General features: G+C 44.4%; 21 protein-coding genes and 2 pseudogenes. 15 read left to right on the top strand and 8 right to left on the bottom strand.

Annotation, left to right across the window (positions count from 1 at the left end):
• The 6 genes and pseudogenes from ACX0G7_RS18610 to ACX0G7_RS18585 all read left to right on the top strand — a co-directional run.
• Positions 1 to 283, top strand: a pseudogene (locus tag ACX0G7_RS18610) (rhamnogalacturonan acetylesterase); the annotation flags it as partial.
• Positions 284 to 298: 15 nt separating this feature from the next.
• The gene (locus tag ACX0G7_RS18605; RefSeq protein ID WP_458925025.1) at positions 299 to 1,897 is read left to right on the top strand and encodes a rhamnogalacturonidase; all 1,599 of its coding nucleotides are present in this window, start codon (positions 299 to 301) and stop codon (positions 1,895 to 1,897) included.
• Between the two features lie 48 nt (positions 1,898 to 1,945).
• Entirely contained in the window at positions 1,946 to 4,753 is a 2,808-nt protein-coding gene (locus ACX0G7_RS18600) for a glycosyl hydrolase (protein WP_458925024.1), read from the top strand.
• A 75-nt stretch (positions 4,754 to 4,828) separates the two neighbouring features.
• Positions 4,829 to 6,343, top strand: coding sequence for a glycoside hydrolase family 28 protein (locus ACX0G7_RS18595; protein WP_458925023.1), 1,515 nt, complete (start codon positions 4,829 to 4,831; stop codon positions 6,341 to 6,343).
• A gap of 63 nt (positions 6,344 to 6,406) precedes the next feature.
• On the top strand, positions 6,407 to 8,266 hold the full coding sequence (locus ACX0G7_RS18590; RefSeq protein ID WP_458925022.1) for a rhamnogalacturonan lyase: 1,860 nt from the start codon (positions 6,407 to 6,409) through the stop codon (positions 8,264 to 8,266).
• A 105-nt stretch (positions 8,267 to 8,371) separates the two neighbouring features.
• Positions 8,372 to 9,214, top strand: a complete 843-nt coding sequence (locus ACX0G7_RS18585) for a rhamnogalacturonan acetylesterase (RefSeq protein WP_458925021.1) — start codon at positions 8,372 to 8,374, stop codon at positions 9,212 to 9,214.
• A gap of 91 nt (positions 9,215 to 9,305) precedes the next feature.
• Here ACX0G7_RS18585 and ACX0G7_RS18580 read toward each other — a convergent pair whose 3' ends face one another.
• From ACX0G7_RS18580 to ACX0G7_RS18560, 5 genes are all read right to left on the bottom strand, one after another.
• Entirely contained in the window at positions 9,306 to 10,409 is a 1,104-nt protein-coding gene (locus ACX0G7_RS18580; protein ID WP_458925020.1) for a glycoside hydrolase family 43 protein, read from the bottom strand.
• 137 nt (positions 10,410 to 10,546) lie between these two features.
• Complete coding sequence (locus ACX0G7_RS18575; RefSeq protein WP_458925019.1) at positions 10,547 to 11,059, bottom strand: SRPBCC family protein; 513 nt, start codon at positions 11,057 to 11,059, stop codon at positions 10,547 to 10,549.
• Entirely contained in the window at positions 11,056 to 11,376 is a 321-nt protein-coding gene (locus ACX0G7_RS18570) for an ArsR/SmtB family transcription factor (RefSeq protein WP_458925018.1), read from the bottom strand. The genes ACX0G7_RS18575 and ACX0G7_RS18570 overlap by 4 nt, the downstream gene beginning before the upstream one ends.
• 168 nt (positions 11,377 to 11,544) lie before the next feature.
• Positions 11,545 to 12,765 (bottom strand): phosphatase PAP2 family protein, encoded by a 1,221-nt coding sequence (locus tag ACX0G7_RS18565; protein WP_458925017.1) that lies wholly within the window; start codon positions 12,763 to 12,765, stop codon positions 11,545 to 11,547.
• Between the two features lie 360 nt (positions 12,766 to 13,125).
• Positions 13,126 to 15,048, bottom strand: a complete 1,923-nt coding sequence (locus tag ACX0G7_RS18560; RefSeq protein ID WP_458925016.1) for a cellulase family glycosylhydrolase — start codon at positions 15,046 to 15,048, stop codon at positions 13,126 to 13,128.
• A gap of 289 nt (positions 15,049 to 15,337) precedes the next feature.
• Between ACX0G7_RS18560 and ACX0G7_RS18555 the strand changes: the two genes are divergently transcribed.
• The 3 genes from ACX0G7_RS18555 to ACX0G7_RS18545 all read left to right on the top strand — a co-directional run bounded on the left by ACX0G7_RS18555 (position 15,338) and on the right by ACX0G7_RS18545 (position 17,762).
• Positions 15,338 to 15,709 carry a VOC family protein gene (locus tag ACX0G7_RS18555; protein ID WP_458925015.1) on the top strand — a complete coding sequence of 124 codons (372 nt, stop codon included), beginning with the start codon at positions 15,338 to 15,340 and terminating at the stop codon, positions 15,707 to 15,709.
• 97 nt (positions 15,710 to 15,806) lie between these two features.
• On the top strand, positions 15,807 to 16,667 hold the full coding sequence (locus ACX0G7_RS18550) for an SDR family NAD(P)-dependent oxidoreductase (protein WP_458925014.1): 861 nt from the start codon (positions 15,807 to 15,809) through the stop codon (positions 16,665 to 16,667).
• 174 nt (positions 16,668 to 16,841) lie between these two features.
• On the top strand, positions 16,842 to 17,762 hold the full coding sequence (locus ACX0G7_RS18545) for a helix-turn-helix domain-containing protein (RefSeq protein ID WP_458925013.1): 921 nt from the start codon (positions 16,842 to 16,844) through the stop codon (positions 17,760 to 17,762).
• Positions 17,763 to 17,789: 27 nt separating this feature from the next.
• Here the strand turns inward: ACX0G7_RS18545 and ppsA are convergent, their stop codons facing one another.
• Together ppsA and ACX0G7_RS18535 are read right to left on the bottom strand one after the other, a co-directional pair.
• Positions 17,790 to 20,477, bottom strand: a complete 2,688-nt coding sequence (gene ppsA / locus ACX0G7_RS18540) for a phosphoenolpyruvate synthase (RefSeq protein ID WP_458925012.1) — start codon at positions 20,475 to 20,477, stop codon at positions 17,790 to 17,792.
• Positions 20,455 to 20,940, bottom strand: coding sequence for a MarR family winged helix-turn-helix transcriptional regulator (locus ACX0G7_RS18535; protein ID WP_458925011.1), 486 nt, complete (start codon positions 20,938 to 20,940; stop codon positions 20,455 to 20,457). Before ACX0G7_RS18535 ends, ppsA begins: the two co-directional genes overlap by 23 nt.
• A 152-nt stretch (positions 20,941 to 21,092) precedes the next feature.
• On the opposite strand from ACX0G7_RS18535, the gene ACX0G7_RS18530 reads away from it, so the two are divergent.
• The 6 genes and pseudogenes from ACX0G7_RS18530 to ACX0G7_RS18505 all read left to right on the top strand — a co-directional run bounded on the left by ACX0G7_RS18530 (position 21,093) and on the right by ACX0G7_RS18505 (position 25,810).
• Positions 21,093 to 23,111, top strand: a complete 2,019-nt coding sequence (locus ACX0G7_RS18530; RefSeq protein WP_458925010.1) for a M13 family metallopeptidase — start codon at positions 21,093 to 21,095, stop codon at positions 23,109 to 23,111.
• A gap of 115 nt (positions 23,112 to 23,226) precedes the next feature.
• A pseudogene (locus tag ACX0G7_RS18525) lies at positions 23,227 to 23,439 on the top strand (AraC family transcriptional regulator); the annotation flags it as partial.
• Between the two features lie 80 nt (positions 23,440 to 23,519).
• Complete coding sequence (locus ACX0G7_RS18520) at positions 23,520 to 24,008, top strand: helix-turn-helix domain-containing protein (RefSeq protein ID WP_458925009.1); 489 nt, start codon at positions 23,520 to 23,522, stop codon at positions 24,006 to 24,008.
• A 65-nt stretch (positions 24,009 to 24,073) separates the two neighbouring features.
• A complete protein-coding gene (locus ACX0G7_RS18515; protein WP_458925008.1) occupies positions 24,074 to 24,616 on the top strand; it encodes a dihydrofolate reductase family protein in 543 nt (180 codons plus the stop codon).
• Positions 24,617 to 24,744: 128 nt separating this feature from the next.
• Positions 24,745 to 25,020, top strand: a complete 276-nt coding sequence (locus ACX0G7_RS18510) for a hypothetical protein (protein WP_458925007.1) — start codon at positions 24,745 to 24,747, stop codon at positions 25,018 to 25,020.
• 79 nt (positions 25,021 to 25,099) lie between these two features.
• Positions 25,100 to 25,810 carry a hypothetical protein gene (locus tag ACX0G7_RS18505; RefSeq protein WP_458925006.1) on the top strand — a complete coding sequence of 237 codons (711 nt, stop codon included), beginning with the start codon at positions 25,100 to 25,102 and terminating at the stop codon, positions 25,808 to 25,810.
• A 111-nt stretch (positions 25,811 to 25,921) separates the two neighbouring features.
• Here ACX0G7_RS18505 and ACX0G7_RS18500 read toward each other — a convergent pair whose 3' ends face one another.
• Positions 25,922 to 26,314, bottom strand: a complete 393-nt coding sequence (locus ACX0G7_RS18500) for a VOC family protein (RefSeq protein ID WP_458925005.1) — start codon at positions 26,312 to 26,314, stop codon at positions 25,922 to 25,924.
• Positions 26,315 to 26,561 lie beyond the last annotated feature (247 nt).

Raw genomic sequence — 26,561 nt, 5'->3', positions numbered from 1 at the left:
GCCTGGGGGCCGGAGGAGTCAAATCAAAGCCTTTGTTCACTTCCCGGCCAACACTTATCCGGGACAGGATAAAGCCTTAAATGATAACACCCATTTTACACCGTTTGGAGCTCACGAAATATCGCGGATCATCATCGAGGGAATACGCAATATTAAATTGTGGCTTGCTGCATTTATCAAGCGGGGGATACCGACATTTGACCCGGCTAAGCCTGGCACATTCGATACATTCGATAGGCCCCATAGTCCTTGTACAGCTTTTGCAAAGCCAGATGGCAATTAATTAAAGAACATCAAAATGTCAAATCGGAATTTCAGAACAGTTGTTTTTTTTATACTTTGGCTGGTATCTGCTCATGCCGGATTCTCACAGCCTTCTTCACAAAAACACTGGTTTAATATCAGGGATTACGGTGCGAGAGGAGACGGTAAATCTGTTGATTCAAAAGCCATCAATGAAACGATAAACGCGGCTTCGTTGGCTGGAGGTGGTACCGTATATTTCCCTGCAGGAACTTACTTAAGTTTTTCTATTCGTCTTAAAAGCAACATTTCCTTGTACCTTGACCAGGGATCAGTTTTGCTGGCTGCTGAACCGGGAGCGGCGGGAAGGTATGATTCGGTGGAAACCGGTGCGAATAATAAGTTCCAGGACTTTGGCCACAGCCATTGGCATAATAGCCTGATCTGGGGCGAAAACCTGGACAACATATCGGTTCTGGGACCCGGACTAATCTATGGCAAAGGCCTCAGTCGCGGTTTTTATAAGGAAGATCATTGGGAAAGAATAGGTGTGGACCCGGGGCACCTGATGGTGGAAGGTTCTGCCAATAAAGCCATTGCATTAAAGTTGTGTCGTAATGTGATCATGAAAGATTTTACTATTCTCAATGGTGGTCATTTTGGTATTCTGGCAACAGGTGTATCTAACCTTACCATTGACAATCTTAAGATGGATACCAATCGCGATGGGATTGACATAGATTGTTGCAATAATGTGCGTGTTTCAAATTGTACAATCAACTCTCCTTATGACGACGCGATATGTTTGAAAAGTTCTTTTGCCCTGGGTTATGCAAGGGCAACCGAAAATGTCACTATCACAAACTGCCAGGTGTCCGGATACGATCTCGGTACCTTCTATGACGGCACCTACCAGCGAAAACAATGGAACCAGGTGCCCGACCAGGAAGGACCAACCGGCCGCATAAAATTTGGTACTGAATCAAACGGGGGTTTCAAAGGTATTACCATCTCAAACTGCGTCTTTGAATATTGTCGCGGCCTGGCTCTTGAGACTGTCGATGGCGGCTTACTGGAAGATGTGACCATCACGAATATTGTTATGCGGGATCTCACGAACTCGCCTTTCTTCCTGCGCCTCGGTGGCAGAATGCGTGGGCCCCAGGGCGTCGCCATCGGTGAGCTCAGAAGAGTAATGATCAGTGATGTGATTGCATACAATGCAGATGCTCATTTTTCAACAATAATTTCGGGGCTTGCCAATAACGAAATTGAAGATGTGCAGTTAAATAACATCAGGATCTATTACCGTCAGATTGATTCGCCGCTTGCGGTGATCCAGGGCGTGGTACCTGAACATGAGAAAACATACCCTGAACCGCAAAAGATGGGGGTGATGCCTTCCTATGGTTTTTTTATCCGCCATGTGAAAAATATAGCGATGAATAATGTGGAAATAACTTATCTCGGTAAGGAAACACGTCCGCCTTTTATTATCGATGATGTCCGGGGCATTGAATTAAGAAACGTAAAATCAAAACCGGTTCCCGGTGTGCCGTTGTTTAAGTTAACAAATGTGCACAATATATTGCTTAAGGATAGCAGGGGCGTAGCGGATAAGATAAGCAAGCATGTGGAAAACGAAAGCTGGTGATCCGGAACTCTGTCGGGGTGATTAATTTCATAAACAAAAACAGTCGTATTGAGTAAGTATAACATGAATAAGACAGGCAAAGTTTGGGGCCGTTTGTTGCTGATAATGGCTTCGGTATGGCTGACAACTGCCGCTAATGGACAAACGGGGTGGCCCGTTGTACGCCAGGAAGCGAAACCGTGGACCCGCTGGTGGTGGATGGGCAGTGCAGTTGACGAAAAAAATATAAGTTCCCAGTTATCGGCCTATAACAAGGCCGGTTTTGGCGGGGTTGAAATTGTGCCCATTTATGGCGCAATAGGGTATGAAAAGGAATACATCCCATACTTGTCGCCTCAATGGATGAAAATGCTAGACCACACATTGAAGCAATCATCAGGATTGAACATGGGAGTATATATGTCTGTTGGCACGGGTTGGCCAATCGGCGGACCACAGGTTTCAAAATACGATGCAGCTACCAGGCTGGTTATTCAGCAATATAATATGAAAGCAGGCGAGTCATTAACAGATTCGCTTGTTATCAAAGATCTGAAACAAAGAGAATTTGCAAAATTATCGACCCTGGTTGCATATGCCCGGGATGGCTCAATAACAGATGTCACGGATAAGCTTCAACATAACGGAACACTACCATGGAAACCGGCTGCAGGTGACTGGACTCTTTATGCAGCTTTTATTTCCAAAACAAGGCAGGCTGTAAAACGTGCCGCACCCGGCGGCGAAGGGTATACACTGGATCATTTCTCCAAAAGTTCCTTAACCAATTATTTTAAGAAATGGGATTCTGCATTTGGCGATAATGCTCATGGCGTCAAAGCGTTTTATAACGATAGCTATGAAGTATATGGTGCCGATTGGACACCGGATTTTTTTGAAGAATTTATAAAGAGAAGAGGGTATGATCTGAGGATGTACCTGAGAGAATTGTCATCGAGTGAGGCAACTGACAAGATCGCAAGAATTAAAAGCGATTACCGCGAAACGATGGGAGACCTTATGCTGGAAAACTTTTCAGAAACGTTTACCCGGTATGCGCATAGAAAAAAAACTTTGTCTTTAAACCAGGCACACGGGTCGCCGGGCAACCTGCTTGATCTGTATGCGGCTTTCGACATTCCGGAGACCGAAACTTTCGGCTCCAGCTATTTTCCCATCCCGGGTCTGAGAAGAGACAGTGCAGATGTTCGTAATGTAGACCCTGATCCCAATATGATGAAGTTCGCCTCCTCTGCGGCACACACCATGGGAAATAAGCTTACTTCTTCAGAAACGTTTACCTGGTTAACCGAACACTTCAAAACATCGTGGTCACAATGCAAGCCTGAGGTAGAGCAAGCTTTTCTTGCAGGAGTAAATCATATTTTTTATCACGGCACTACTTATTCTCCTGAAAATGTGAAATGGCCTGGCTGGTTGTTTTATGCGTCAGTGAATTTTGTACCGGCTAATAGTATGTGGCCCCACTTAAAAGGTTTGAACGACTACATAGCCCGCTGCCAGGGTGTTTTACAGAGTGGCGCACCGGATAATGAGATAATGGCTTACTGGCCGGTTTACGATGCCTGGAACAAGCCGAAAGGGATGGACATGCCGCTCAAAGTGCATGACATCGATGTGTGGCTACATCCTACACCGTTTTATAAAAACCTGACACAGCTGCAGGCAAGAGGATATTCCATAGATTTTGTTTCTGATAAAATGTTGGGTGCGGCGATGGCAGACAATGGCTTTCTGAAAGTCGCAAAAAAAGGTGCTGCTTATAAAGTGCTGCTGGTGCCTCAATGTAGCATGATGCCCGTTTCAACGCTTCAAAATATTTTGAGGTTGGCAAAGGCCGGTGCCGTTGTGATCATGCAGGGTCTGCCTTCAGATGTTCCTGGCATGAACAATATAGAAGAAAGGAAAAAAGAATTTAAAGCGTTATTGGCCAGCATCGATCTGCAAAGCAAGACAGGCGGTATAAAAGAGGCAGCAATTGGCAAAGGGAAGATTATTGTTGCAAACGACGTAACGGCTGCATTGCAATATGTGAAAATTAACAGGGAAACTTTGGTTGATGCCGGTTTGAAATTTATTCGTCGTGCGATTCCTGAAGGCAAATATTATTATATAGTTAATCATTCTGCGAAGGCTGTTAACGCAGGTTTTGCCATCCAGGTTGCAGCAAGCGAGGTGTTGATAATGGATCCTCAGTCAGGAGCGGTAGGTGCAGGGGAGATCAAAAAAACAGGAAATGCCACTGAGGTGAGATTGCAATTAAAGCCGGGAGAAGCCGTGATTTTAAAAGCGATAACCCGTAAAAGTTCTGGCCTTGCAAAATGGCAATACATCGAATCATCAGAAAAACCGATTGAGATAAAAGGTAACTGGACCCTAAATTTCAAAGATGGAGGTCCTGCACTACCTGCTGCCCGGACTTTGAATGATGTGCAGAGCTGGACTGATTTTGCTGACGATAGCATAACACAAAACTTTTCCGGGACAGGCGTATACACAACAACATTTACGCTGGCGGACAAACAGGCATCCGACTATATTTTGCAATTGGATAAAGTAAATGAATCGGCCAAGGTCACTATCAACGGCCAGGAAGTTGGTATACTTTGGAGTATACCCTTCGAGGCAAGAGTAGGTAAATATCTTAAAGCCGGAAATAATACGATCAGCATCGAAGTGGCTAACCTGATGGCGAACCGAATACGTTATATGGACAGATCCGGGCTGGAATGGAGAAAGTATCACGAAATAAATTTTGTAAACATCGATTATAAAAACTTCGATGCTTCAAGATGGCCGGTTTTTCGTTCTGGATTGTCAGGAACCGTATCCCTGGTACCAGTTAACTTCAAGTAGCTCGCACAAACAGGATGCTACAGGATGCTCCGCTGGTTTCCAAACCATATCTTCACTATTAAACCTTGCTTGCTGATGATGATTTATCCCGTGAATGGTTTGTTGCATGCTTGTATTACTGAAGATCATGATCTTTCGCAGTATCCAATCAGCGGCTTTGCCAGGAAATTACTTGTCTGCTCATGCCTGCTTCTCCTGGTGTTTAATCTTGCAACTTTTTCTCAATCTTCCTCCACCTTGTCATGGGTAAAAAATGTAGGAGCAAGAAAAGTACCTGGTACAAAAACTGTTTACCTGGTCAACAATTACGGTGCAGTTACAGGAGGTAAAACGTCCGCGACAAAGGCTATACAAAATGCAATTGATGCCTGCGCACAAAAGGGGGGAGGTATCGTCTCTTTTAAACCCGGTGTTTACCTGATGGGCTCAATCTTTCTGAAAAGCAACGTGCATCTTAAAATTGATAGCGGTGTGTTGATCAAAGGAAGTCAAAGTTTTGATGATTATCCCGAGATAGATACCCGGATCGCAGGTATTGAAATGAAATGGCCCGCTGCCCTGATCAATATCCTGGGACAGAAAAATGTATCCGTTACAGGGAGCGGAAAAGTCGATGCACAGGGTAAATTCTGCTGGGATAAATATTGGGCGATGCGAAAGGACTACGAATCAAAAGGATTACGATGGATAGTCGATTACGATGCTAAACGCGTTCGTACATTTCTTGTTCAATCCTCGGAAGACATTACTTTAAAAGGTATCACTTTTTCCAACGCCGGGTTCTGGACTGTTCAGCTGTTGTATTCGAAGTACATTACTGTTGATGGAGTGATCGTAAGGAACAATGAAGACGGGCATGGACCAAGCACTGACGGAATTGATGTGGACTCTTCTTCGTGGGTGTTGATAGAAAACTGCGATATTGATTGTAACGATGATGATTTCTGCCTGAAATCCGGGCGCGACTGGGATGGCTTGCGTGTCAATCGTCCCACAGAGTATGTAGTTATCCGGAATTGTATAGCCCGCAGGGGTGGGGGGTTACTTACGCTCGGTAGTGAAACCTCCGGCGGAATCAGGCATGTTCTTGCTACTGATCTTACAGCAATGGGGACGGGGAATGGGTTTCATATAAAGTCGGCCACAACCCGTGGTGGCACGGTTGAAGACATTCATTTTCAAAATGTGGTAATGGACAGCGTTGGCAATGCTTTTATGTACACCATGAACTGGAATCCCGCCTATAGTTATTCTTCATTGCCTGCCGGATATAATTACGACAGCCTTCCGGCACACTGGAAAACGATGCTTCAAAAGGTTGAACCTGCTGAAAAGGGTATACCAAAATTCAAAGACATTTTTGTGAATAATGTGAAGGTGAAAGCCGCAAAAAAGGCAATAAATGCATCGGGGTTAGAGCAGTCAACTTTAGATAATTTCAATTTTACAAATGTGATTGTGAATGCACTTAATGCAGGAGAGATAACTTATGGAAAACAGTGGCGCATGGATAATGTTTCCATTAAGGCAATTGATAAGACTACTATAAAGGTTAGTAATTCTGAAGCTGTGAATTTGCCTGAACAATGATACGGGTAAACAGAAATCCGGAAATGTAAAGCAACGGCGGACAGATTTAAATATATTATTCAGATGCAGTTCAGATTAACCACCCGATTCTTTTTTGTATTTTCTTTCACCCTGCTGATGCATGTTACAAATGCACAACGGGTGATGGAAAACCTTGATCGTGGAGTGGTTGCCACCCGCAATGCTGAGGGCAAAGTATTTGTCAGCTGGAGGTTACTTGCTACAGAACCTGCATCAATTTCCTTCAATCTTTATTGTACAACATCAGACAATAAGACTAAACGAATTAATAAACAACCACTTTCAAAAGGCACTAATTTTATCCATACTGTTGCAGATACCACAAAAGAACGCTCCTATTTTGTGAAGGCGGTCTTAAACGGCAAAGAAAGCCAGGCAAGCAGATCATTTTTGCTAAAGCCCGGAACCAGGCCCTACCTGTCTATCCCGCTGCAAACACCGTTGGGATATACACCAAACGACGCATCTGCAGGTGACCTTGACGGTGATGGTCAATATGAAATTGTGTTGCACCAGACCGGTATATCAAAAGATAATGGCTCGGCCGGTTTTACAGATCCTCCCGTTTTCCAGGCTTATAAACTTGATGGAACCATGCTTTGGTCAATAAACCTGGGCAAAAACATTCGCGAAGGCGCACATTATACACAGTTCATGGTTTATGATCTTGATGGAGATGGCAAGGCAGAACTGGCCATGAAAACAGCCGATGGAACGATTGACGGTACAGGTAAAGTAATCGGGGACCCGTCAAAAGACTACCGGAATAAAGATGGAAAGATATTGGATGGCCCTGAATACTTTACCATATTCAATGGTGAAACCGGTGAGGCTTTGGCAACGACGGAATATCTGCCTTCAAGGTATCCAACAGATGGTTGGGGTGGTCCGGGTGGCAATGGAGGCACGGATAATAACGGTAATCGCGTTGATCGCTTTTTAGCCTGTGTTGCTTATCTCGATGGAAAGTTACCAAGTGTTGTGATGTGTCGTGGGTATTATGGACGAACCGTTTTAGCCGCATGGGACTGGAGAAATGGAAAACTTACATCACGTTTTGTTTTTGATACTAAAGATGGTAAGAATACCTATTCTGGTCAGGGTAATCATAATCTTACGGTAGCCGATGTTGACGAAGATGGGAAAGATGAAATTGTATATGGATCAATGGTCGTTGATGATGATGGAAAAGGATTGTTTACAACCGGTTTAAGACATGGTGATGCTTTACATGTAACAGATCTTGATCTCTCAAGGCCCGGGCTCGAAGTGTTTGGTGTACATGAAATAGAGGAACACACAAAAGGTCCTGGTGCTGCCCTATATGATGCGAGAACCGGGAAGATATTTTTCAGCGGCTCGCCCGAACAGGATGCAGGAAGGGGTGTGGCAGGGAATATTGATGCCCGTAATCCGGGTGCAGAGATGTGGTGGTCTGGCTCCAGGGGACTATATAATGTAAAGGGTGAACAAATCGGCGAAAGTCCTTCCTCAACAAATTTTTTAATCTGGTGGGATGCTGACCTTACGCGGGAATTGCTTGATGGAAACCATATAGATAAATACAAAGGTGGTAGATTATTTACGGCCGAAGGTTGTGCGGCTAACAATGGTACCAAGGCGACCCCGGCTTTGAGTGCAGATCTTTTTGGTGACTGGCGCGAAGAAGTCATTTTCAGAACAACGGACAACAATGAGTTAAGAATCTTTACCACTGATGTTCCGACAACTCATCGTATGTATACATTGATGCATGATCCACAATACCGATTAAGCATTGCCTGGCAGAACGTCGGTTATAATCAACCCCCTCATACGGGTTTTTACATTGGAGATGATATGAAACCAGCTCCGGTACCCAAAATAGCACTGGCAGGTGCCAAGACCGACGGAAAACAATAATCGGGAATTAACGGTAAGTTCTAAATGAAAAAAGATAAAAAGGGAAAAGGTATAACAGTTGTTAAGTCGTGAACCAACAAATTGATTGCTTAAATGGTGGATATTATGATGAAGAATAACGGTGAGATGTTGAAGAATAATAACGGTGAGATTTTGAAGAAGAATAACAGGCGCGTTTTGAAGTATGCATTACTGCTTGTATTCGCATCGTGTACGGCTTCCAGGTTGCAGACAGAAAAAGATAAACCGGTGTTTTATATTATTGGTGATTCAACTGTTCGTAATGGAGATGGAAAGGGTTCGAATCAACAATGGGGCTGGGGAAGTTTTATGGCTGACTATTTTGATACTTCAAAAATATCGGTCCGGAACCATGCGATTGGTGGGAGGAGCAGTCGCACTTTTATCACCGAGGGAAGATGGGAAAAGATAATGTCGAAACTTAAGAAAGGAGATTACGTCATTATGCAATTTGGTCATAACGATGGTGGCGCCCTCGACGATACGGCCCGCGCACGCGGCACTATAAAAGGAACTGGTGATGAGTCAAAAGAGATTTACAACCCGATAACTAAAAAGCAGGAAGTGGTATTTACATATGGCCATTACATGCGAAAGTATATAAACGATACAAAAGCAAAAGGCGCCATCCCGATTGTCTGCTCCCCTGTACCGCGAGACAATTGGAAAGACGGAAAAGTGAATCGAACAGAAGGGAGCTATGGTACCTGGGCAGCGGAAACGGCCAGGGGAGCGGGTGCATATTTTATCGACCTCAACAACATTATTGCCCAAAAGTATGAAGCCATGGGAGCTGATGCTGTTAAACTCTTCTTTCCCGTTGATCATACACACACAAACATTGACGGCGCAAAGCTAAATGCGGAAATAGTAATGGCTGAATTGAAAAAGCTGGAGCCGGGTAAACTAACAACATACATAAAGTAGACCGGATCAGTACAAGGATGATTCTGAAATACGTTATGAGAAATAAAAAAAATTTCTTCCGGGTTTTGGTTCCCATTCCTGCACACTCATCTTACCCTTTGTGCGGCGTCACCGTTTGAATACTGCCATCAGGATTGAATTTCAATTCCGTCACTTTAACATTTCTGAGATGGGTCTTTCCACTTAATTGTGTGTCGTGATAAAACAGCCACCATCTGCCACGGGCCGGGATGATTGAATGATGGGATGTCCAGCCCTCAACCGGGTTTAGAATAATTCCCTGGTAGGTAAACGGGCCATACGGCGAAGTGCCGGTTGCGTAAACCAGGTTGTGCGTGTCACCGGTGGAGTAGGTAAAATAATATTTGCCGTCTTTCTTAAATACCCACGAGCCTTCAAAGAAGCGTTTATCGTTCGCTTTTTCTGTGAATGGCTTGCCGTTTGCATCGAGTATCTGAACTTCTTTCACCTGGCCGGAGAATGATTTCATGTCTGCTCCAAGTTTTGCTACACGTGGAAGAACGGCCATTTCATCCGCGTTACGGTTGCCACTCGCAGAGTCATACTTATTGTTGTTCCATCGCTGAAGTTGCCCGCCCCAGATGCCACCAAAATACATGTAAAATGATCCATCTTCATCTTTAAAAACCGCCGGATCTATACTGTAACTGCCCGTGATCGGATCTTTTTCTGCAACGAACGGTCCTTCGGGTTTCTTGCTGGTTGCAACGCCGATCTGGAATACATCCTTTTTGTTTTTTGCAGGAAAGTAGAGGTAATAAGTGTTGTTGGCAAATGCTGCATCAGGCGCCCATAGCTGCCGCCCTGCCCAGGGTACATCTTTTATATGCAAAGCCACGCCATGATCAGTGACCGGTGCACCAACTGAATCCATGGAAAGGATATGATAATCCCGCATATCGAAATGACTGCCGATATCGTCTTCCTTTGTGCCCGTGGAAGTATCGTGTGATGGATATATATATACGCGATCATTAAACACATGGGCTGACGGATCTGCTGTATAAATGTGCTTCACGAGAGGCTGTGAGAGATATTCTTTTTTGGGGATGCTATCTTTATTTTCTGAGGGCGAATCGTCCCTTTTCGTTTCCTGGCCTTCCTGGCAGCCTGTGAAAACGATGACCGCAAATAGTGTACTTTTTAATAAAAAGAAGGGTTTAGAAAGATTCATATGGAAACTGATTGATGAAATATTTTTTGTGACGCACGCTAATATATTGAATATTTAAGTCGCATCCCAAAACAGCTCCCCGCAAAGCATCCTGAAATCAAAGATAAGAGATATGTCTAGAGTGAACATTAGCCCGATCAGGACGGTTGTGATAAACTGGCCAGGAGTTCGTCCAGGTTTTTCAATGTTACTGACATTCCTTCTTTGAAACCCATTGCGATGAATTGTTCAAGTTGGGCCAGGTCAGCCATTTTTTTAATGATCTGGACAGTCGTGGTCTCCGGTCCCGCGGTGAAGTTGGTAATCGTTTGCGATGAGGTAAAGGCAGGATTGTTATTGACTCCATTTTCATCGCAGAAAGAATTCCGGGTAGTGAAACTGCTCATAGGCTCAATTTTTATAAACTCGACCAATGCCCAATGACGTACGTTCTCAGGTGAGACCATAGCATATAACCAACGGCCCCCTTCACGGAAGTCCATTTCTTTGGTTTCGGCCCTGAATGGAGCGGGGGCAAACCACTGATCAAGTAATTCCGCTTTCGTATAAGCGTCCCAGACGAGATCAAGCTCAGCCGCAAATTCCCGGGTGAGGTAGATAGTGTGCGTTGCTTTGTCAACGGCAAAATCAAATAGTAGTGTGTGATTCATTTTTTTTGTTTTTTCATTGTTGATAATACTTTATCGAGCTGATTGAACTGAGTCTCCCAGATTTTTCTAAACTGGTTCAACCATTTGTCAATCTCTTTCATCTTTGCAATTTCGAGTGAGTAATAAATTTCTCTTCCCTCTTGCCTGGGTTTCACCAGCTCACACTCTGTCAGTATGCGAAGGTGCTTTGAAACTGATTGACGGGTTATCTGGAAGTTGTTGGCGATCGCGTTTGGTGTCATCGCCTGTAAAGCAATCAGGCTGATGATTGCCCGTCGTGTGGGGTCGGCTATTGCCTGGAAAATATCTCTTCTCATACTGTCTGATATTAATGCGAAACCGATTGGCTGCAAATATATGCGAAACCGATTGGCTTCGCAAAATTATTTTCCCGTCGAGCTTCGTTAGTTGAAATTACAGACCCGCGCATGGGATGGAGATTGTATTCAGAAAGGCACGGGCATAAAGAAACATTTGGGAAAGTCTCATCTTTTATCCCAGGTCTCTACGATATAATCACCCACTTTTTTTCCCAACACTAGTCCCACTTCGTTATCCGTCTTAAAATGAATGCCGGCATAAAATCTTGAGTCTGCACATTCCTGCGCTGTCTTTTTAAACTGTGCCGCATCACCAGGGAAAAAGTACTGTAGCACGGTGCTGGCTGTACTGGAAGCTGTGGCATGACCTGAAGGATAACCCGGGAAGGGGGGAGTGGAAACCAGCGGACGAAATGTAGTATCATAGAGAATCGGACGCGTTCCCCAATAAGCGTATTTAGCATCCATAATGGCAATTGAAACATCATGCATGGCAACATTCAGTAAGGCATATATACGGGCACAGGCTGGAGTATTATTGTCCAGATGATATTCGAATATTTTCTGGTTAGCCAGTTCGGTCCATATATCAAACCCGGGACTGGCTGCCCAATAATAAGCAAGCTGGGAAGATCGCAGATCATGTTTAAAGTTTTTCATGTCCTGCATTTCCTCTTCAAAATCAGGAGGTGCAGGTGGTCTGAATTGATCAGCGGATTTTAAAAGTATAGGCTTCCATGAAGCAGTCATTATTCCAACAGGATATTCGCCTCTCCAGCTTTTTGGATCAGTTCTCATGGTACCTGTCCATTTTTTATCGGAACCATCGTTTTTTGCCTCGGCCAGAACCAGTGAGGCCACGCCTTCACCCAATTTCCATCCCGCTGCAACATCGCTGGGAAATTGTACCCCGGCATATATTCTGGACTCTGCCGCCTCTTTTGCGAGCTTCATGATTGAATCTGCTTTCTCCGGGTAAAAGTAGGCGAGCACTGTAGCAGCTGCTGCAGCAGTGACCGTATGCTCACATGGATAAGATGATGTTGAAGGTGCCTTGATCACTACCCTCACAGAAGGATCCTGCTGTGCAGGTCGTTGCCGCTGGTAAAGTTCCTTTGACTTCCATGCTGCAACTGTGGCATCGTAAATAGCGATGTTCATCCAGGCACTCGGAGTTCTCAAAAACCGGTCGAAATTGTCAAAAGTAATCAAAGCATATCCAAGCTGGTTCCAGCGATATGCCGGCGAACCTGCATCCCAATACAGTATTGACCGCGTCTTTTCGGAGTTTCCCTGCGCCATTTTTTCTTTCAGCTCCGTCAACTCTTTTTTAGTCTCTTCTTTGGTGGGTGGTGGCGGAATCTTCAATCCTTTTAAGTCTTTCACTAAAAAAGTTTTCCATTCGCCCGGGGCCTTGTTACCGGGTTCTGAGACAAATCTGTTTTGTGCTGAAACAAACAGACCTGAACAGCCTAGAAAACAGGCCAGGCAGAATCTTATTGCACTTGCTGTTCGACAAAATCTTGTAAACATGTCCGTAAGGTTTATATGTGAGGAGAAATAAGGATAACGGACGGCGATCTTAACAAGCGGGGTAATACAGACGATGTAAGAATTGAATACGAAGGTAGGAAAAAGCCATACATGGCTGATGATGAATGAATGTCCATTTTGAGTCCAGCGTTCATTCGATTCCTTGTATGGCCTTGAAGGATCAGTTTCAGTCAGCTATGCACCCTTTTGGTTTTACTTTCCAGGTGGAGTAAGTTTACCTTTAAAACCAATATGAACTCTCCCGATCCAGGGATAAGTATCCGCTGCTCCGTCGTTACCGGTTGTAAGTTTTACAAACCTGGTTCCGGCCGGGAAGGCTGGAACCTCATAGGTGAACTTTCCAATGGTATGGTCCTTCTCGCCCGATATCATACTCAGGTATCCTTCCCGTACATTACAGGTAACCAATGGAGGTGAATTGGTCCACGAAGCTCCGTCGGCTGACCATTGGATCTTTAATGAATCCGGTTTATCATTGAATACTACCACTGCTATCGATTGTAGTTCATCAGCAGCGTAAATCAACTCCCCTGAGCCTGTTCCCGGCAAGCGCTCTACCTGCGCAAAATCCTCTTCGGTCTGCCTTAAGCGGGGATATGTTTCGGCACCAATTGTTAGATTGGAGCTTTTACGATACACCCTTGAAAAATCTAACAGGTTGTCCATGACTATCCGCTTATTCACTTTTACAGGCCCTATAACATTTGAAGGGTTGGTTATGCCGGAAGCATTTTTTCCACGCACCCGGTAGTAATAACCGGAGCCTGTCGTTGCGCTCGAGTCTGTAAACATCGGATAGAAGTAAAGATCGAAACTAATGTCTATGTCTCCACTAACATCCTTCCATGGCCCTTTCCTGGAACTGGCACGTTCAACCACGTAATACCTTGCACCGGGGGTGCCTCGCCATTTTAATGCTGCCGCATTTTTTTCAGAACTGTTGAATAAGAAAGGCGTGCCTTCCGGTGCGGGTAATGGCGGCACTTTTTCGTCCCTGATTTTGTAAGCGAAGTTCCTGATCTGGTGCAGGTTTTTTTCTTCATTGAAATAGGCCCCGCTATTAAACCCGGGCCATCTGCTGCCGCCCCAGCTGTAAGAATGAAAAAGGGCATGACCGCCTATTCCGCCTTTGTACTGGTATTTCATTAAGCTCCACAACAATGCACCGGATGTACCTGTTTGTTGCACACGCTCAAGAATACCCGTGAACCGGTCCATTTCCTGGAATTCATCAATAATCATTGGAATCCTTCCTGCACACACTGCCCAGAGTTCATCTACCGTTCCTTTATAATTCGGATACTGGCGGGTTTTGACGAAGTCAATATTTTTACATCGGTTGAGAACATCATCAACAAGCTTCGTCAGTTGTTCAACACCGTTAGCACGTCTTGGGTCAGCGATCAGGTGATGGGGGTCTATCTTTTTAAGATAGTTTGCCATTTCGTTGATCCATTCAACCTGGCTGTTTGGCACCTCGTTTCCAAACTCCCACGCAAGAATAGATTTATCATCTTTGTAGGCTTTACCTGTGTAATAATTGATACGTCTCACCATGGTATCCAGCAATTGTTTGAAACCCTGCTTGGGTGCCGGATCGGTGTAGTAGTTTCCACCTCCGTGCAGCTTACTGAAGGCATCGGTGCCACCCCAGAAGCGGTTCTCTTTTACGAGACAAAGGATTACCCGGATATTATATTTGTTACAGAGTTCCAGCATTTTGTCGATTCGCCGGAAGGCAGTTTCATTATATGTATTTGGCCCTGTAACCAGCGATTCATATTCATTGGAACCGTCCGAGACTGTAATGCCCCAGTTACGAAATACCGTGACACCCATCTGGGCCATATCTTTGAAATAACTTTCCATCTCGAAGCTCAGTTCTATCGGATCATAGACATAACCGCTTTCAGGATTGGTGTTTTTATATCCGTCGTAATGGCCGTTGATATTCGGCGCATTGACACCGACAAACCGGAAAATTTTCTGCCCATCGTACAACCGGTCGCCTTTTCTCGTAATAAAATCCCTGAACGGTGTTGCTTGAGTAATAGTGCCTGTCAGCATCATTGTCAGGATCGTAATAAACAGCGCTTTTTGTTTGAACTTCGACATTGTTATATTTTATAATATAAAATCCAATTTTATAAGGTGTGAAAAGATAGTGAATTATTATTAACCATTAGCATTTTCTGTTTATAAAGTTGGATGGCGCATAAACGCCCGCTATTATTCCGCAACCTTGATTTTATACCCTGCGCTGAACATTCTGTTCGCGGTAGCCGGGGTGCCGCAAAGGCGGGAAGTCGACAACAGCTGGCTAGCAATTCCATTTGCATAAGATATTATCTTTGACCAGGCAATCCAGGTGTTGTATCGCCTTCCACATACCAACTTTATACTGATGGAAAAAACAAAAATGGCACAACCCATTCCGCAACTTCCGGTTGAAGATGTAGAGAAAGCCCAGGCTTATTATAAAGCATTTTTAGGGTTCGAAATCGCATGGACGGAATCTGACAAGTCGATCGGAAGTGTGCAACGTGACGACATCGCCATATTTTTTTCAAAAACCGGAGGAATGATCATACCAAACGTGCATTGGATGTTTGCTGAAGATGTTGATCTGACCTATGCTGAGCTTAAGTCCAGGGGCGCTGACATCACTGACCATATTGAAGACAAGCCCTGGAACCAGCGGCAATTCACAGTCAGGGATTTAAATGGCCATATCTTTTATGTTCACCATGATATTCAGCAAATGGACTCAAAATAATGTTAATCCTCATTTAGGCTACAACAGTCCCCGATTAGGCTACAAACTCAGCACTGCGCCATTTGATCTTTGATTCATAAAAATTAAAGATCAAAACATGAAAACACAACTTAAAAGTAAAGTCTGGTTTATTACCGGTGCTTCGCGTGGTTTTGGACGTATCTGGGCAGAGGCAGCTCTGGAACGTGGCGATAAGGTGGCCGCAACTGCCCGCAATGTTAACAGCCTTGTCCACTTGAAACAAAAATATGGCGAAAGCGTGCTAACCCTTGAACTCGATGTAACAAAGCCTGACCAGGCAAAGGCTGCCGTGGAAGAGGCGCATGCTTATTTCGGCAGGCTGGATATCGTCCTCAACAACGCGGGATATTCTTTAGTCGGCACCATCGAAGAATCCAGTGCAGAAGATATCAAGGCAATGTATGAAACAAACATTTTCGGAACCTTAGCTGTTATTAAAGCTGCATTACCATTATTGCGGGAACAGGGAGGAGGGCATATTCTTGGCACGTCAAGCAATCTCGGGCATGTAACACTGCCGGTTATCGGTTATTACGCATCATCGAAATGGGCATTTGAAGCTATCCATGAAAGTCTTGCCTTAGAAGTAAAAGACTTCGGAATTAAGGTAACCATTATTGAACCCGGCGCCTACGCAACTGAATTCGGAAGCCAGGAATCTTTGAAATTTGCGGCAGGTATGGAGATCTATTCCGATTATAAAACCAAATTTTTCGAAACATTAAAAGATTTTGAACGCGGGGATCCACATGCGACTCCACCAGCGCTGTTTCAGGTAGTCGACACTGAGAATCCGCCTTTACGGTTCCACCTGGGCAGCAACAATCTTCCGTGGGTCCGCGCCGCTTATGAAGAACGCCTGGCTCTTTGGGAAAAATGGGATGATGTTTCCAGTTCGGCGCAGGGTGAAACCACTCAAGAACTGGTTACTCACTAGATGAGACACTGGCATGACCTTAAAATACAGACCACGCTGGCATGAACATAACAATGCTGATTAGGCTGGGATAAATGCAAACTAGCGATTGTTTAATGTGATTATACCCACATCATAACCGGGTGGCAATGCCGCCCGGTTATGACTATTTTTGATGCTTAAAATATTGACCTGATGAACAAAGACGCGAAAAGCCCACTAAAGCTTGAAACACTTTCCGATGCCCACCGGGCCTTCGGTCTGCCGCAACCCAGGCATCCCTTGATCAGTATGATCAATGGAGCCCCCTCCTGGACGACATTTCAATATCCGGATCAACCACATGTCTTAGGATTTTATAAAATTTCCTACAAGCCGGAACTTGGAGGCAGATTGAAATATGGACAAGGCTATTATGATTTTGATGAAGGTGGTTTGCTTTTTGCCTCTCCGGGCCAGGTTATTGGTGGGGGCGAAACAGAAGTGAATGCCTGTTCTGCCTATACCTTGTTGATCCACCCCGATTTTTTCTTAGGATTTCCGCTTGCAAAGAAAATCAGTCAGTATGGATTTTTTTCCTACGCTACAAACGAAACACTCCACCTTTCGGAAAATGAGAAAGCGACCATCATTTCTATTTTCAAATTTATGGAGGAGGAGCTGGACGGAAGGATAGATGATTTCTCTCATCAGCTTATGATATCTCAGGTCGAGTTATTGCTGAATTACGCCAATCGTTTTTACAAGCGCCAGTTCATTACCCGAAAGGTCATCAGTCACGATCTCCTGGAAAGACTTGAAGGACTTTTGACTGAATATTTCAACAATGAAAGTTCTTTAAACAACGGAATACCGACTGTTCATTTTCTTGCAGAAAAACTGAATCTCTCACCCAGTTACTTAAGCGACATGCTCCGAACCCTCACCGGTCAGAGTGCACAACAGCATATCCATGATAAACTGATCGAAAAAGCAAAGGAGAAGCTTTCTACTACCAAATTGTCGGTAAGTGAGGTTGCCTACGAACTGGGATTTGAACATTCGCAGTCATTTAGTAAATTATTCAAAACAAAAACCAGGCTATCCCCACTTGAATTCCGGCGATCATTTAATTAGTCTCAACAAGTCTGCGTCCTGGCAGAACTAATCCTGATCTGGCGGCATATTAATGGACCTTATGATTTCGATATAACCGTCTGTTCCATTAACCCGGATCTTATCACCGTCCCTGATCACCCTGGTTGCATTGTCGACGCCAACTACGGCCGGTATCCCATATTCTCTTGCTATTACTGCACCATGCGTCATGAGTCCGCCAACTTCTGTTACCAATCCTTTGATGGAAACAAAAGATGGTGTCCAACTCGGATCAGTGAATGTTGTAACCAGGATATCACCCTCTTCCAGATCTGCGTGTTCGAGGTCCAGGATCACTCTTGCCTTCCCTTCAATTACGCCAGAGGAGACAGCCAGGCCGGCTATAGTTCCAGGCGGCAGACTCCCCCTGTTATGGCTACCCGTTAGTATTTCCCCGTCTGAAGTTATGACCCGGGGCGGATTAAGTTTTTTATATAATGTATAAGCTTCTTTTCGTTGAGTGATAACGTCATTATCTATCTTCCGGCTGCTTACCACCTGCCTGAGTTCCTCAATATCCAGGTAGTAAATATCTTCCTTTGCGTTTAGCACACCGGCCCTGGCTAGTTTGTCAGCTTCGTTTAATATGGCTTGTTTATAAACAAAAAACCTGCTTACGATGGCATATTTAGGATATTCCCGGTATCCCGCATAATTGCGGACCAGGTCGATCATGCGTTTTGTTTCTTTTGCTTTTTCCTGGCCTCCTGGCAATTGCGTCAATCTTTCCAATAATTCTTGTTCCTTTTTCGCGGCTTCCTGCAGTCCAAGTTCAAATTTCCTGCTACCGGCACCGGTTTCAAAGTTCCTGATATTACTCAGGATCAGGGGAACCAGCTTAAGAGGGTTTTCGCTCCAGCGGCTTTTCGTAATATCGATCTCACCCACGCATCTCATTCCGTGTTTGTTGAGATAATCATTGATTGCTTTAAGTGATTCTTGTCCGCCTTTAAGCTTAACCAGTTCCCGCAGAAAGTTATCATCTTTTGCCTCGTGGAGATATGCGATCACTTCCGGATGTGCCCGGATAACATCCGCTACATCCAATAACTCCAGGCCCATTTCGGAAGTGATATTATTTAGAACAGATTGGGCAATGGTATCCGCTGCATTTTTATCGCCCAACCATTCGTTCATCTTCTCATTGATCCAGGATGCAGCATTCATGCCGGTCATGATCACGCCGAAACTCTTTGGATCAGTTGTCTCTTTCTTCAACCGACCAATATCTTCCAGGATAAAATCGAACAGGGCAGGTCCGGATTGCTGCTGAATGTCTTTTTTCAGCGCTTTTAACGATGCCTGGCTGGTCCGGATCAAATCAGCAACAATGGTCGGATCAAATTCATTTAGCGCTTGATAGTCAGGAAGGGGAGTGGCCCCGGTTTCAACGTCCTGACGGTTTTCTTTCTCTTTCTCCGGCAACAACTTTAAAAAATCTCCCCGGTTGATAATGTTTGTCAGGGCTTCTCTTACCAGCGGATCAAATTTCCCGAGCGTGTTGATTATGATATTCCTGCTACCGGGTGCTGCGAGCATAGGGGTAGCATCAACAAATAACCTTCCACCGGCCTTACATGTTTTGGGAGGGGTCATCAACAACCAGAACGAAAGACCTAACGGCTTCATCGCATCCGTCATCATCTGCTGATGACCCACGGATATGTATATGCGATTTTCATTGTTCCCTGGTTCAGTTGACTTCGAATTGTTTCCTGGTAATTCAGGGACAGGAAACAATGTGGTGATGGGCCGGCTCTGGACAATATAAAAAATGCCATCAACCAGGCACCATTCAATATCCTGCGGCCCGCCGAAATGTGCTTCGATCCTTCGGCCGATTCTTTCAAGCTCAATTATGTGTTCATCTTTAAGCGCTTGTTGTTGCCGGGATCCTGGTTCAACCCGCTGCTCTGTGGTTCCTCCGTTTTCCGATGCGTAAACAGCAAGCTTTTTAGTTGCTATCTTCTTTTCTACGATGCTGCCTTCGCGAATTTTATAATTATCGGCACTGACCAAACCCGAAACCAATGCTTCGCCCAGGCCAAAGCCTGCATCAATACACGACACTTTCCGGTTACCCGTTACAGGATCAGCGGTAAACAATATGCCTGAAACCTGTGGGAAAACCATTTGTTGGACAACTACTCCGGGGCGGACCTTACGATGGTCAAAGCCATTTTGAATCCGATACGTGATTGCCCGCTCAGTAAACAATGATGCCCAGCAACTGCTGGTATGCTTTAATACAGCCTCGTGCCCGATAATATTCAGGTAAGTATCATGCTGTCCTGCAAAGGATGCGGACGGGAGATCCTCAGTTGTGGCAGAGGACCTTATGGCCAGCGGATTTTTTTCGCCCAGCTGATCGACCTGCCCTGCAATCTCATTGCGGATATCGACCGGGATAACAACTTTTTCGATCAATCCTCTCGTTTCTTTGCTTATTTCCGCAATTTGTTTCTTGTCACCCGCTTTCAGCACAGAAAGTTCGTCAAGCAATACATTAAATGCATCGTTTTGCTCAACGACATTTTTGTATACTTCCGTGGTTATACAAAACCCCCCGGGAACGCGTATACCATTGATCCGGCTGATTTCACCCAGGTTCGCACCTTTGCCCCCGACCAGGTCAGTGTCAGACCTCCCAACCTGCCGGATATTGATTGTATTAGCGAGCGTTGTTTTTGTCATGATCTGCAATTGGATTAGTCAGCTTGTTTGTCGTCTCATTCATAATGTCTATTGCCCTTGTAAAATAAGATTCGATGATCCTGATTTCTTTGTCGGAATAGGAAGCAGTAAGTTTTTCTGATTTCTTCCTGAACTCTTTATAAAGCGGGGCGAAAATCGACATGATAGTTTCAGTATTGGGTACTATGATGATCTTACGCCGGTCGTCTTCAGCAAATTGTCTCCTCACCAGTTTTTTCTTTTCAAACCGGTCGATTAAACCGGTCACCGCACCGGTGGTCAGACCAGTTAATACTGAAAGCTCGCCAGCTGTCATTTGTCCTTTTTCTATCAGGAACCCGAGGTATTTGTGATCAGTACCTGTAAGCCCGGCCTTGCGCCCGATCGCTTCGTGCATCTGGATTGAGGTATAGGCATACTTCTGGGTCAGTTTCCTGATCCGGGTAATTATCTCATCATTCATTGTATATCTTATTCTGTAATTATCTTAGTTGCTAAGATATTATTTTTTGGTAAGAAGTTGATTATTTTTTAACCTCAATCCAATAATTTATTTTTTACTCCTGAAATGATTTTGTCGGTGTACATTTAAGACGCTTTTTTTAATTCAGAGACATGCAAAGACTATTATACTTCTTAGTAACATTAATATTGGCAGCAGGCTGTAAGCAAAATACCGATACGGTCCCGGAACGTGTAGTGATTACCGGGATAGACTCTTCCATCAAACCAGGTGACGATTTTTTTATGTATGTTAACAGGATCTGGTATGATACCGCGCAGATACCAGCCGGTCAGTCTGGTGTGGGTTCCTATTCTTTCCTGAACTATCCTCAACGCATCCGGATGCAGGGCATACTGGACAGCCTTTCCGGCAGTGCCAGTGCGGCAGGAAGCCTGGAACAGAAAGTAGGTGATTTTTACGCTTCAGGAATGGATACGTCGGCCATCAATAAGAGAGGCTATGATCCCATCAGGCCTTTGCTCACAGCAATCGATGCAGTTACGGGTCTGCCATCTTTAATGAAACTGGTTGCGGACGAGCATAAACAGGGCAATGGTTCGATGATAGGTTTTTATATCGGTCCCGATGATAAACAGAGTACGGTTAATATCGTCCAGCTCTCCCAGGCCGGGATTGGTTTACCTGAAAGAGATTATTATTTTAAGGCCGATTCTTCTACAGTTGTTATTCAACAGGCATACAAAAAATTTCTCAGCAGTTTAGTTGAACTGACCGGAACTGATGCTGCGGTTGCAGAGAAAAATGCGGCAATAGTATATGAGATTCAAAAGCAATTAGCTGCAGCTCACAAAACAAATATCGAACTGAGGGATGTAAAAGCAAATTATAACAAAGTTGCTGTGGCAGATCTTTCTAAAAAACATCGGAACCTGGATTGGACGACATTATTAACTGACCTGGGTGCAAAAGTTGATTCTGTCAACCTCGCGCAGCCTGGATATTATGACAAGCTGAATACCATGTTAACTTCAGTTCCCATCGATCACTGGAAGCTGTATGTGAAGGCTGCCGCGCTTAGTAATTACGCTAATTACCTGAGTCAGCCATTTGCTGATGTTTTATTTCAATATACAAAAGTGTTGACCGGACAGGCAGTTAAGAAAACGCGTGCCGAAGAAATGACCCAGGCAGTTGACCGCTCGCTCGGACATGCATTGGCTCAATTGTATGTAAAAAAATATTTTCCGGATGAGGCGAAGAAAAGGATGGGCACACTTGTCGGCAACCTGAAGAAAGCATTTGAAGCCCGCATTGATAGACTAGATTGGATGAGTGATTCCACCAAGGCAAAAGCAAAAGAGAAATTATATGCTTTTTCAGAGAAAATAGGTTATCCTGATAAGTGGAGAGATTACTCGGACGTAACAGTGAAAAGAGATACTTATTTTGAAAATCGTTTGTCAGCTAATAGAAACGATTATGCCTATAATCTTGCGAAAATCGGTAAGCCGGTAGACAGAACAGAATGGCTCACAACGCCACCAACGGTAACCGCATACAATAATCCGCCGTTAAATGAGATTGTTTTTCCCGCCGGAATACTACAACCTCCGTATTTTGATGTAAACGCCGATGACGCCCTTAATTATGGAGGCATCGGTATGGTAATTGGTCACGAGATAACGCATTCGTTTGATGACCAGGGAGCACAATATGACAAGGTGGGCAACGTAACAGACTGGTGGACCAAAACTGACTATGAAAAATTCAAGTCAAAAACACAGCAGGTGATTGATCAGTACAATGCATATACCATTTTGGATTCGGTGCATATAAAAGGCGCTTTGACGGTTGGGGAAAATACTGCTGACATTGCAGGTATCGCCATCGCATACGATGCCTTCAAACTTACTGAACAAGGCAAAGACACTACCCGGCTGGATGGATTTACACCTGATCAACGTTTCTTTATCTCGATAGCAAGGATCTGGCGGGTGAAGACGAAAGACGAATTTATGCGCATGTATGTCAATACCAATTCACATTCTCCTGCAAGGTGGAGAGTAAATGGACCGCTCATGAACTTTACGCCATTTTACAATGCATTTAATGTACAACCGGGCGACAAAATGTATAAACCCGAAAACCAGCGAATAACGGTTTGGTAATGATCCTGATAGGGGTTTGGTGATGGTCTGAAAAGAGATTTTATTGAGATTCCTGTTGAGGTTTGTTAAGGGGATGAAGCGCAGCTAAACCTGAGCAATTGCATAACTTTGCGCCATGCGTATGCAACTATACGATATTGTCCCGCCACTTCAGCCTTATGTAAAGGTGATTTGTTCCATGGATTGCGATGAAGATAACGATACCCGTCACATACTTGTGTTACCCGATGCGTGCGTAGAACTATTTATAAGCTACACAAGCACCCCTGTAGCCATCATTGGCAACGAGCTCCACAAGCGAAGTATTGTTACCTTTCGGATGAGCCGCCCCATGGATGTACAAATGAGAAAAGGTTCGGGTTGCCTTGCGATTTGCTTCCATCCGGGTATGCGTATAAATTCTTACACATGCCGATGCATTTATTTTCTGATACCACTACGGCCCTCGATGATATATGGAAAGGGGTGGCTTCAGAGATTGAAGATAAGTTGGCCAATGCGTCAACAAACGACACACGAGTGGCTGTCATTCAACAGTACCTGGTCCGGCAATTGGCCCAAAGCAGGGATGACAGCCAGGTAGCCTGGTGCCTGAAGTATGCTAAAGCTTCAGGACTAATTCCCTCAGTAAAGCAGCTCACAGATAAAACTGGACTCAGCCAGCGCCACCTGTCCCGCAGGTTTCAGGAATCGATTGGTTTGTCGCCCAAAGAATACCTGGGTGTCAGCAGGTTTATAAGATCACTGCAGCATCTTAAAAGATACCCTGCTCATTCTCTTACAGACATTGCTTATGAAAGTGGTTATTATGACCAGGCTCATTTTATCCGTGATTATAAAGTCTATGCTGGCCATACTCCCAAACAGCTCGCGCTGTCGAAGCATATTTTATACTGATGTCCGTTTCGTACAATTTCGGCCAGAAGAATATGATCAACTTTGTTTGCTAAAAACGGAGCTATATGCGAAAAGTAATTTTAGGAGTAGCCGTTTCCCTTGATGGTTATATTGAAGGACCTAATGGCGAGTACGATTGGTGTTTTACGGACCAGGATTATGGACTGAATGAGTTTTTCACCCGTGTTGATACCATTTTTATCGGGAGGAAAAGCTACGAAATGGCATTGCAATACACAAATGACAATAACGGTGAAATGGTTCCCGGAATGCCCAGAATGACGGAATACGTATTTTCTGACACGTTGAAAAACGTAAAAGAGGGCGCCATCCTGGTTTCCGGAGATAGCCTTGAACAGGCACGCAAAGTCAAACAACTTGCCGGCAAGGACATCTGGCTGTTCGGTGGCGCATCGCTTACCGATTCCCTGATGAAAGAGGGCCTTGTTGACGAGTTATGGTTGTCAGTGCATCCCATCCTGCTGGGTACCGGCAAACCGCTTTTCCGGCAACAGGAAAACCGGACAAATCTTACCCTGATCCATAGCAAGACCTATGAAACCGGCCTTGTATCACTTCGATACGCTATTGGTGATCCCGGAAAATAGAAACGATCAAAACGATCATAAAGCCTATCCGGTAAAAGCGTTTTTTATCGGTAATTTACCGCGGTATACAAATTTGCTATGGCCTGCCTCACCAGGTTAGCAGGACAAACATCTAAATTCTTCCGCGGATGAAACGAGTCAGCCTGTTCTTATTTAGTTGTATTATCATAACTACAGCGACATCGCAGACCAGTGCCCTGCCGGTACACCATGCAGCCACAGAGAAATTGATGCTAACCGATTGGCTGGTAAAGCCAGTGTCTATAAAAGCAAATATTTACAAAAGCCCAGATGGAAAAGATATCATTTTGTATAATGGCCTGGTAAAAAGAAGTTTTCGTCTTGCACCCAATCTGGCTTGCATGGAATATAAAAACATGATAAACGGCCAGCAGTTAAAATGACGGTCCCTATCCGGGAGATGTATGTGCTTCACTCACACATCCCGGTCATAACGGCCTGGAAGATTCGCAATGGCGCCAGATGGAGATACAAAAAGAATTATATCATTGGCTGAATGACAAAAGTATTTATGTAAATGCACCGGACTGGTATTTTTTAGATGGCACCAATAAAATCGCTATTGGCTACCGTGAGGTAAACTTTTCATTGCCAAGAGAAAATCAAAAGATCTTAAACAGGCAAAACATATTTGACGGTACCTGGGAAAAAACACCCTCAATGGGTTGGGGTTTTGTGCCACTCACACGTTACCAGGGTGGTGGACCGGAAGCTGTCCTTGAGCCATTGAGCGAGCATATAAAAGACTATGAGCAACTGATGATGCAATACTACGGCTCAGGTGTACAGGCTTGTTACCGGGGTCCCAGATTGTACGACACAGAATCAACAAAACAAACGGTGATAAGGGTCATTAACTGGTATAAAAAATACCGGGATATTCTCAATTCTGATATTATCCACCTGCGTCGCGCAGATGGAAGGGATTGGGATGGTATACTTCACGTAAATCCGCAACTCAAAACAAAAGGGTTGGTAATGTTATATAATCCAATGAAAGAAAAAATCACCAGGACGATCAAACTGCCACTGTATTACACAGGCTTGACAAACGAGGTAAAGATTGTTGATACAGCATCTATAAAGCAGACAAAAAAGCTGGACAGAGATTACCAGGCTGAGCTTACTTTCACAATAGATGCTGAATCATATGCCTGGTTTGTAATAGAATGATAAATGGTTAGTTAATCCGGCCCGGCAGTTACTCGAAGTTCAGTCAATTGCATGTGAATGGAACCCTATGGCTAAACCACAGGCAAATTCTAATTTGATAAACAGAATTATTTACTCCATAGAAAAAAGTCCAAAAGGATTTCCTTCACTATCCACACAGATGGAGCAAAATCCGAACTCACCAATCGAAAATTTCGGTTTTTTGACAACCCCGCCTGCGGCAGCTACGCGGCCTTCCTCTACACTACAGTCCTTGCAGGGGAAATAAACCATGGTATTTACATCATTGCCGCCGCCATCTTTGGTGCCTGGCATCTCAACCAGGGCTCCTGAGACACCTTGGTTTTCCATAGGGGAGAAGAAAGACATTTTCATGCCTCCTGGTGAGTCCCCCGGCGCATTTGTGTCGATGAAATTTGTTCCTAATACCGATTTATAGAATTTTTTTGCGCGTTCTATATCCCTGACATAGATTTCAAACCAGCAGATAATATTTTCATTCATTATGACAGCATTTTATTTTGATAAAATATGGATGTTGGTTGTTGATTCTGAATTTGTTTGTCAAAGTAAAGCCACCTGATTCAATCTACCGATGCCGGAAGCGACAGATCATGGGGGGATTTACGACAAAGCGCTTTTCCGGGTCAGGTACAGAAAACGCTAATTGAACGACTCAAGAAATGCTTGGCGAAAGATTGGTAGTACTTCATCGGCTGATTTTTATCAGCCTTATGACAGCACAAAAGTC

It is taken from the genome of Flavitalea antarctica, from assembly GCF_054461535.1.
Note: the sequence above shows the minus strand (reverse complement) of the source record. Positions and strands in the feature narration are given on the sequence as shown.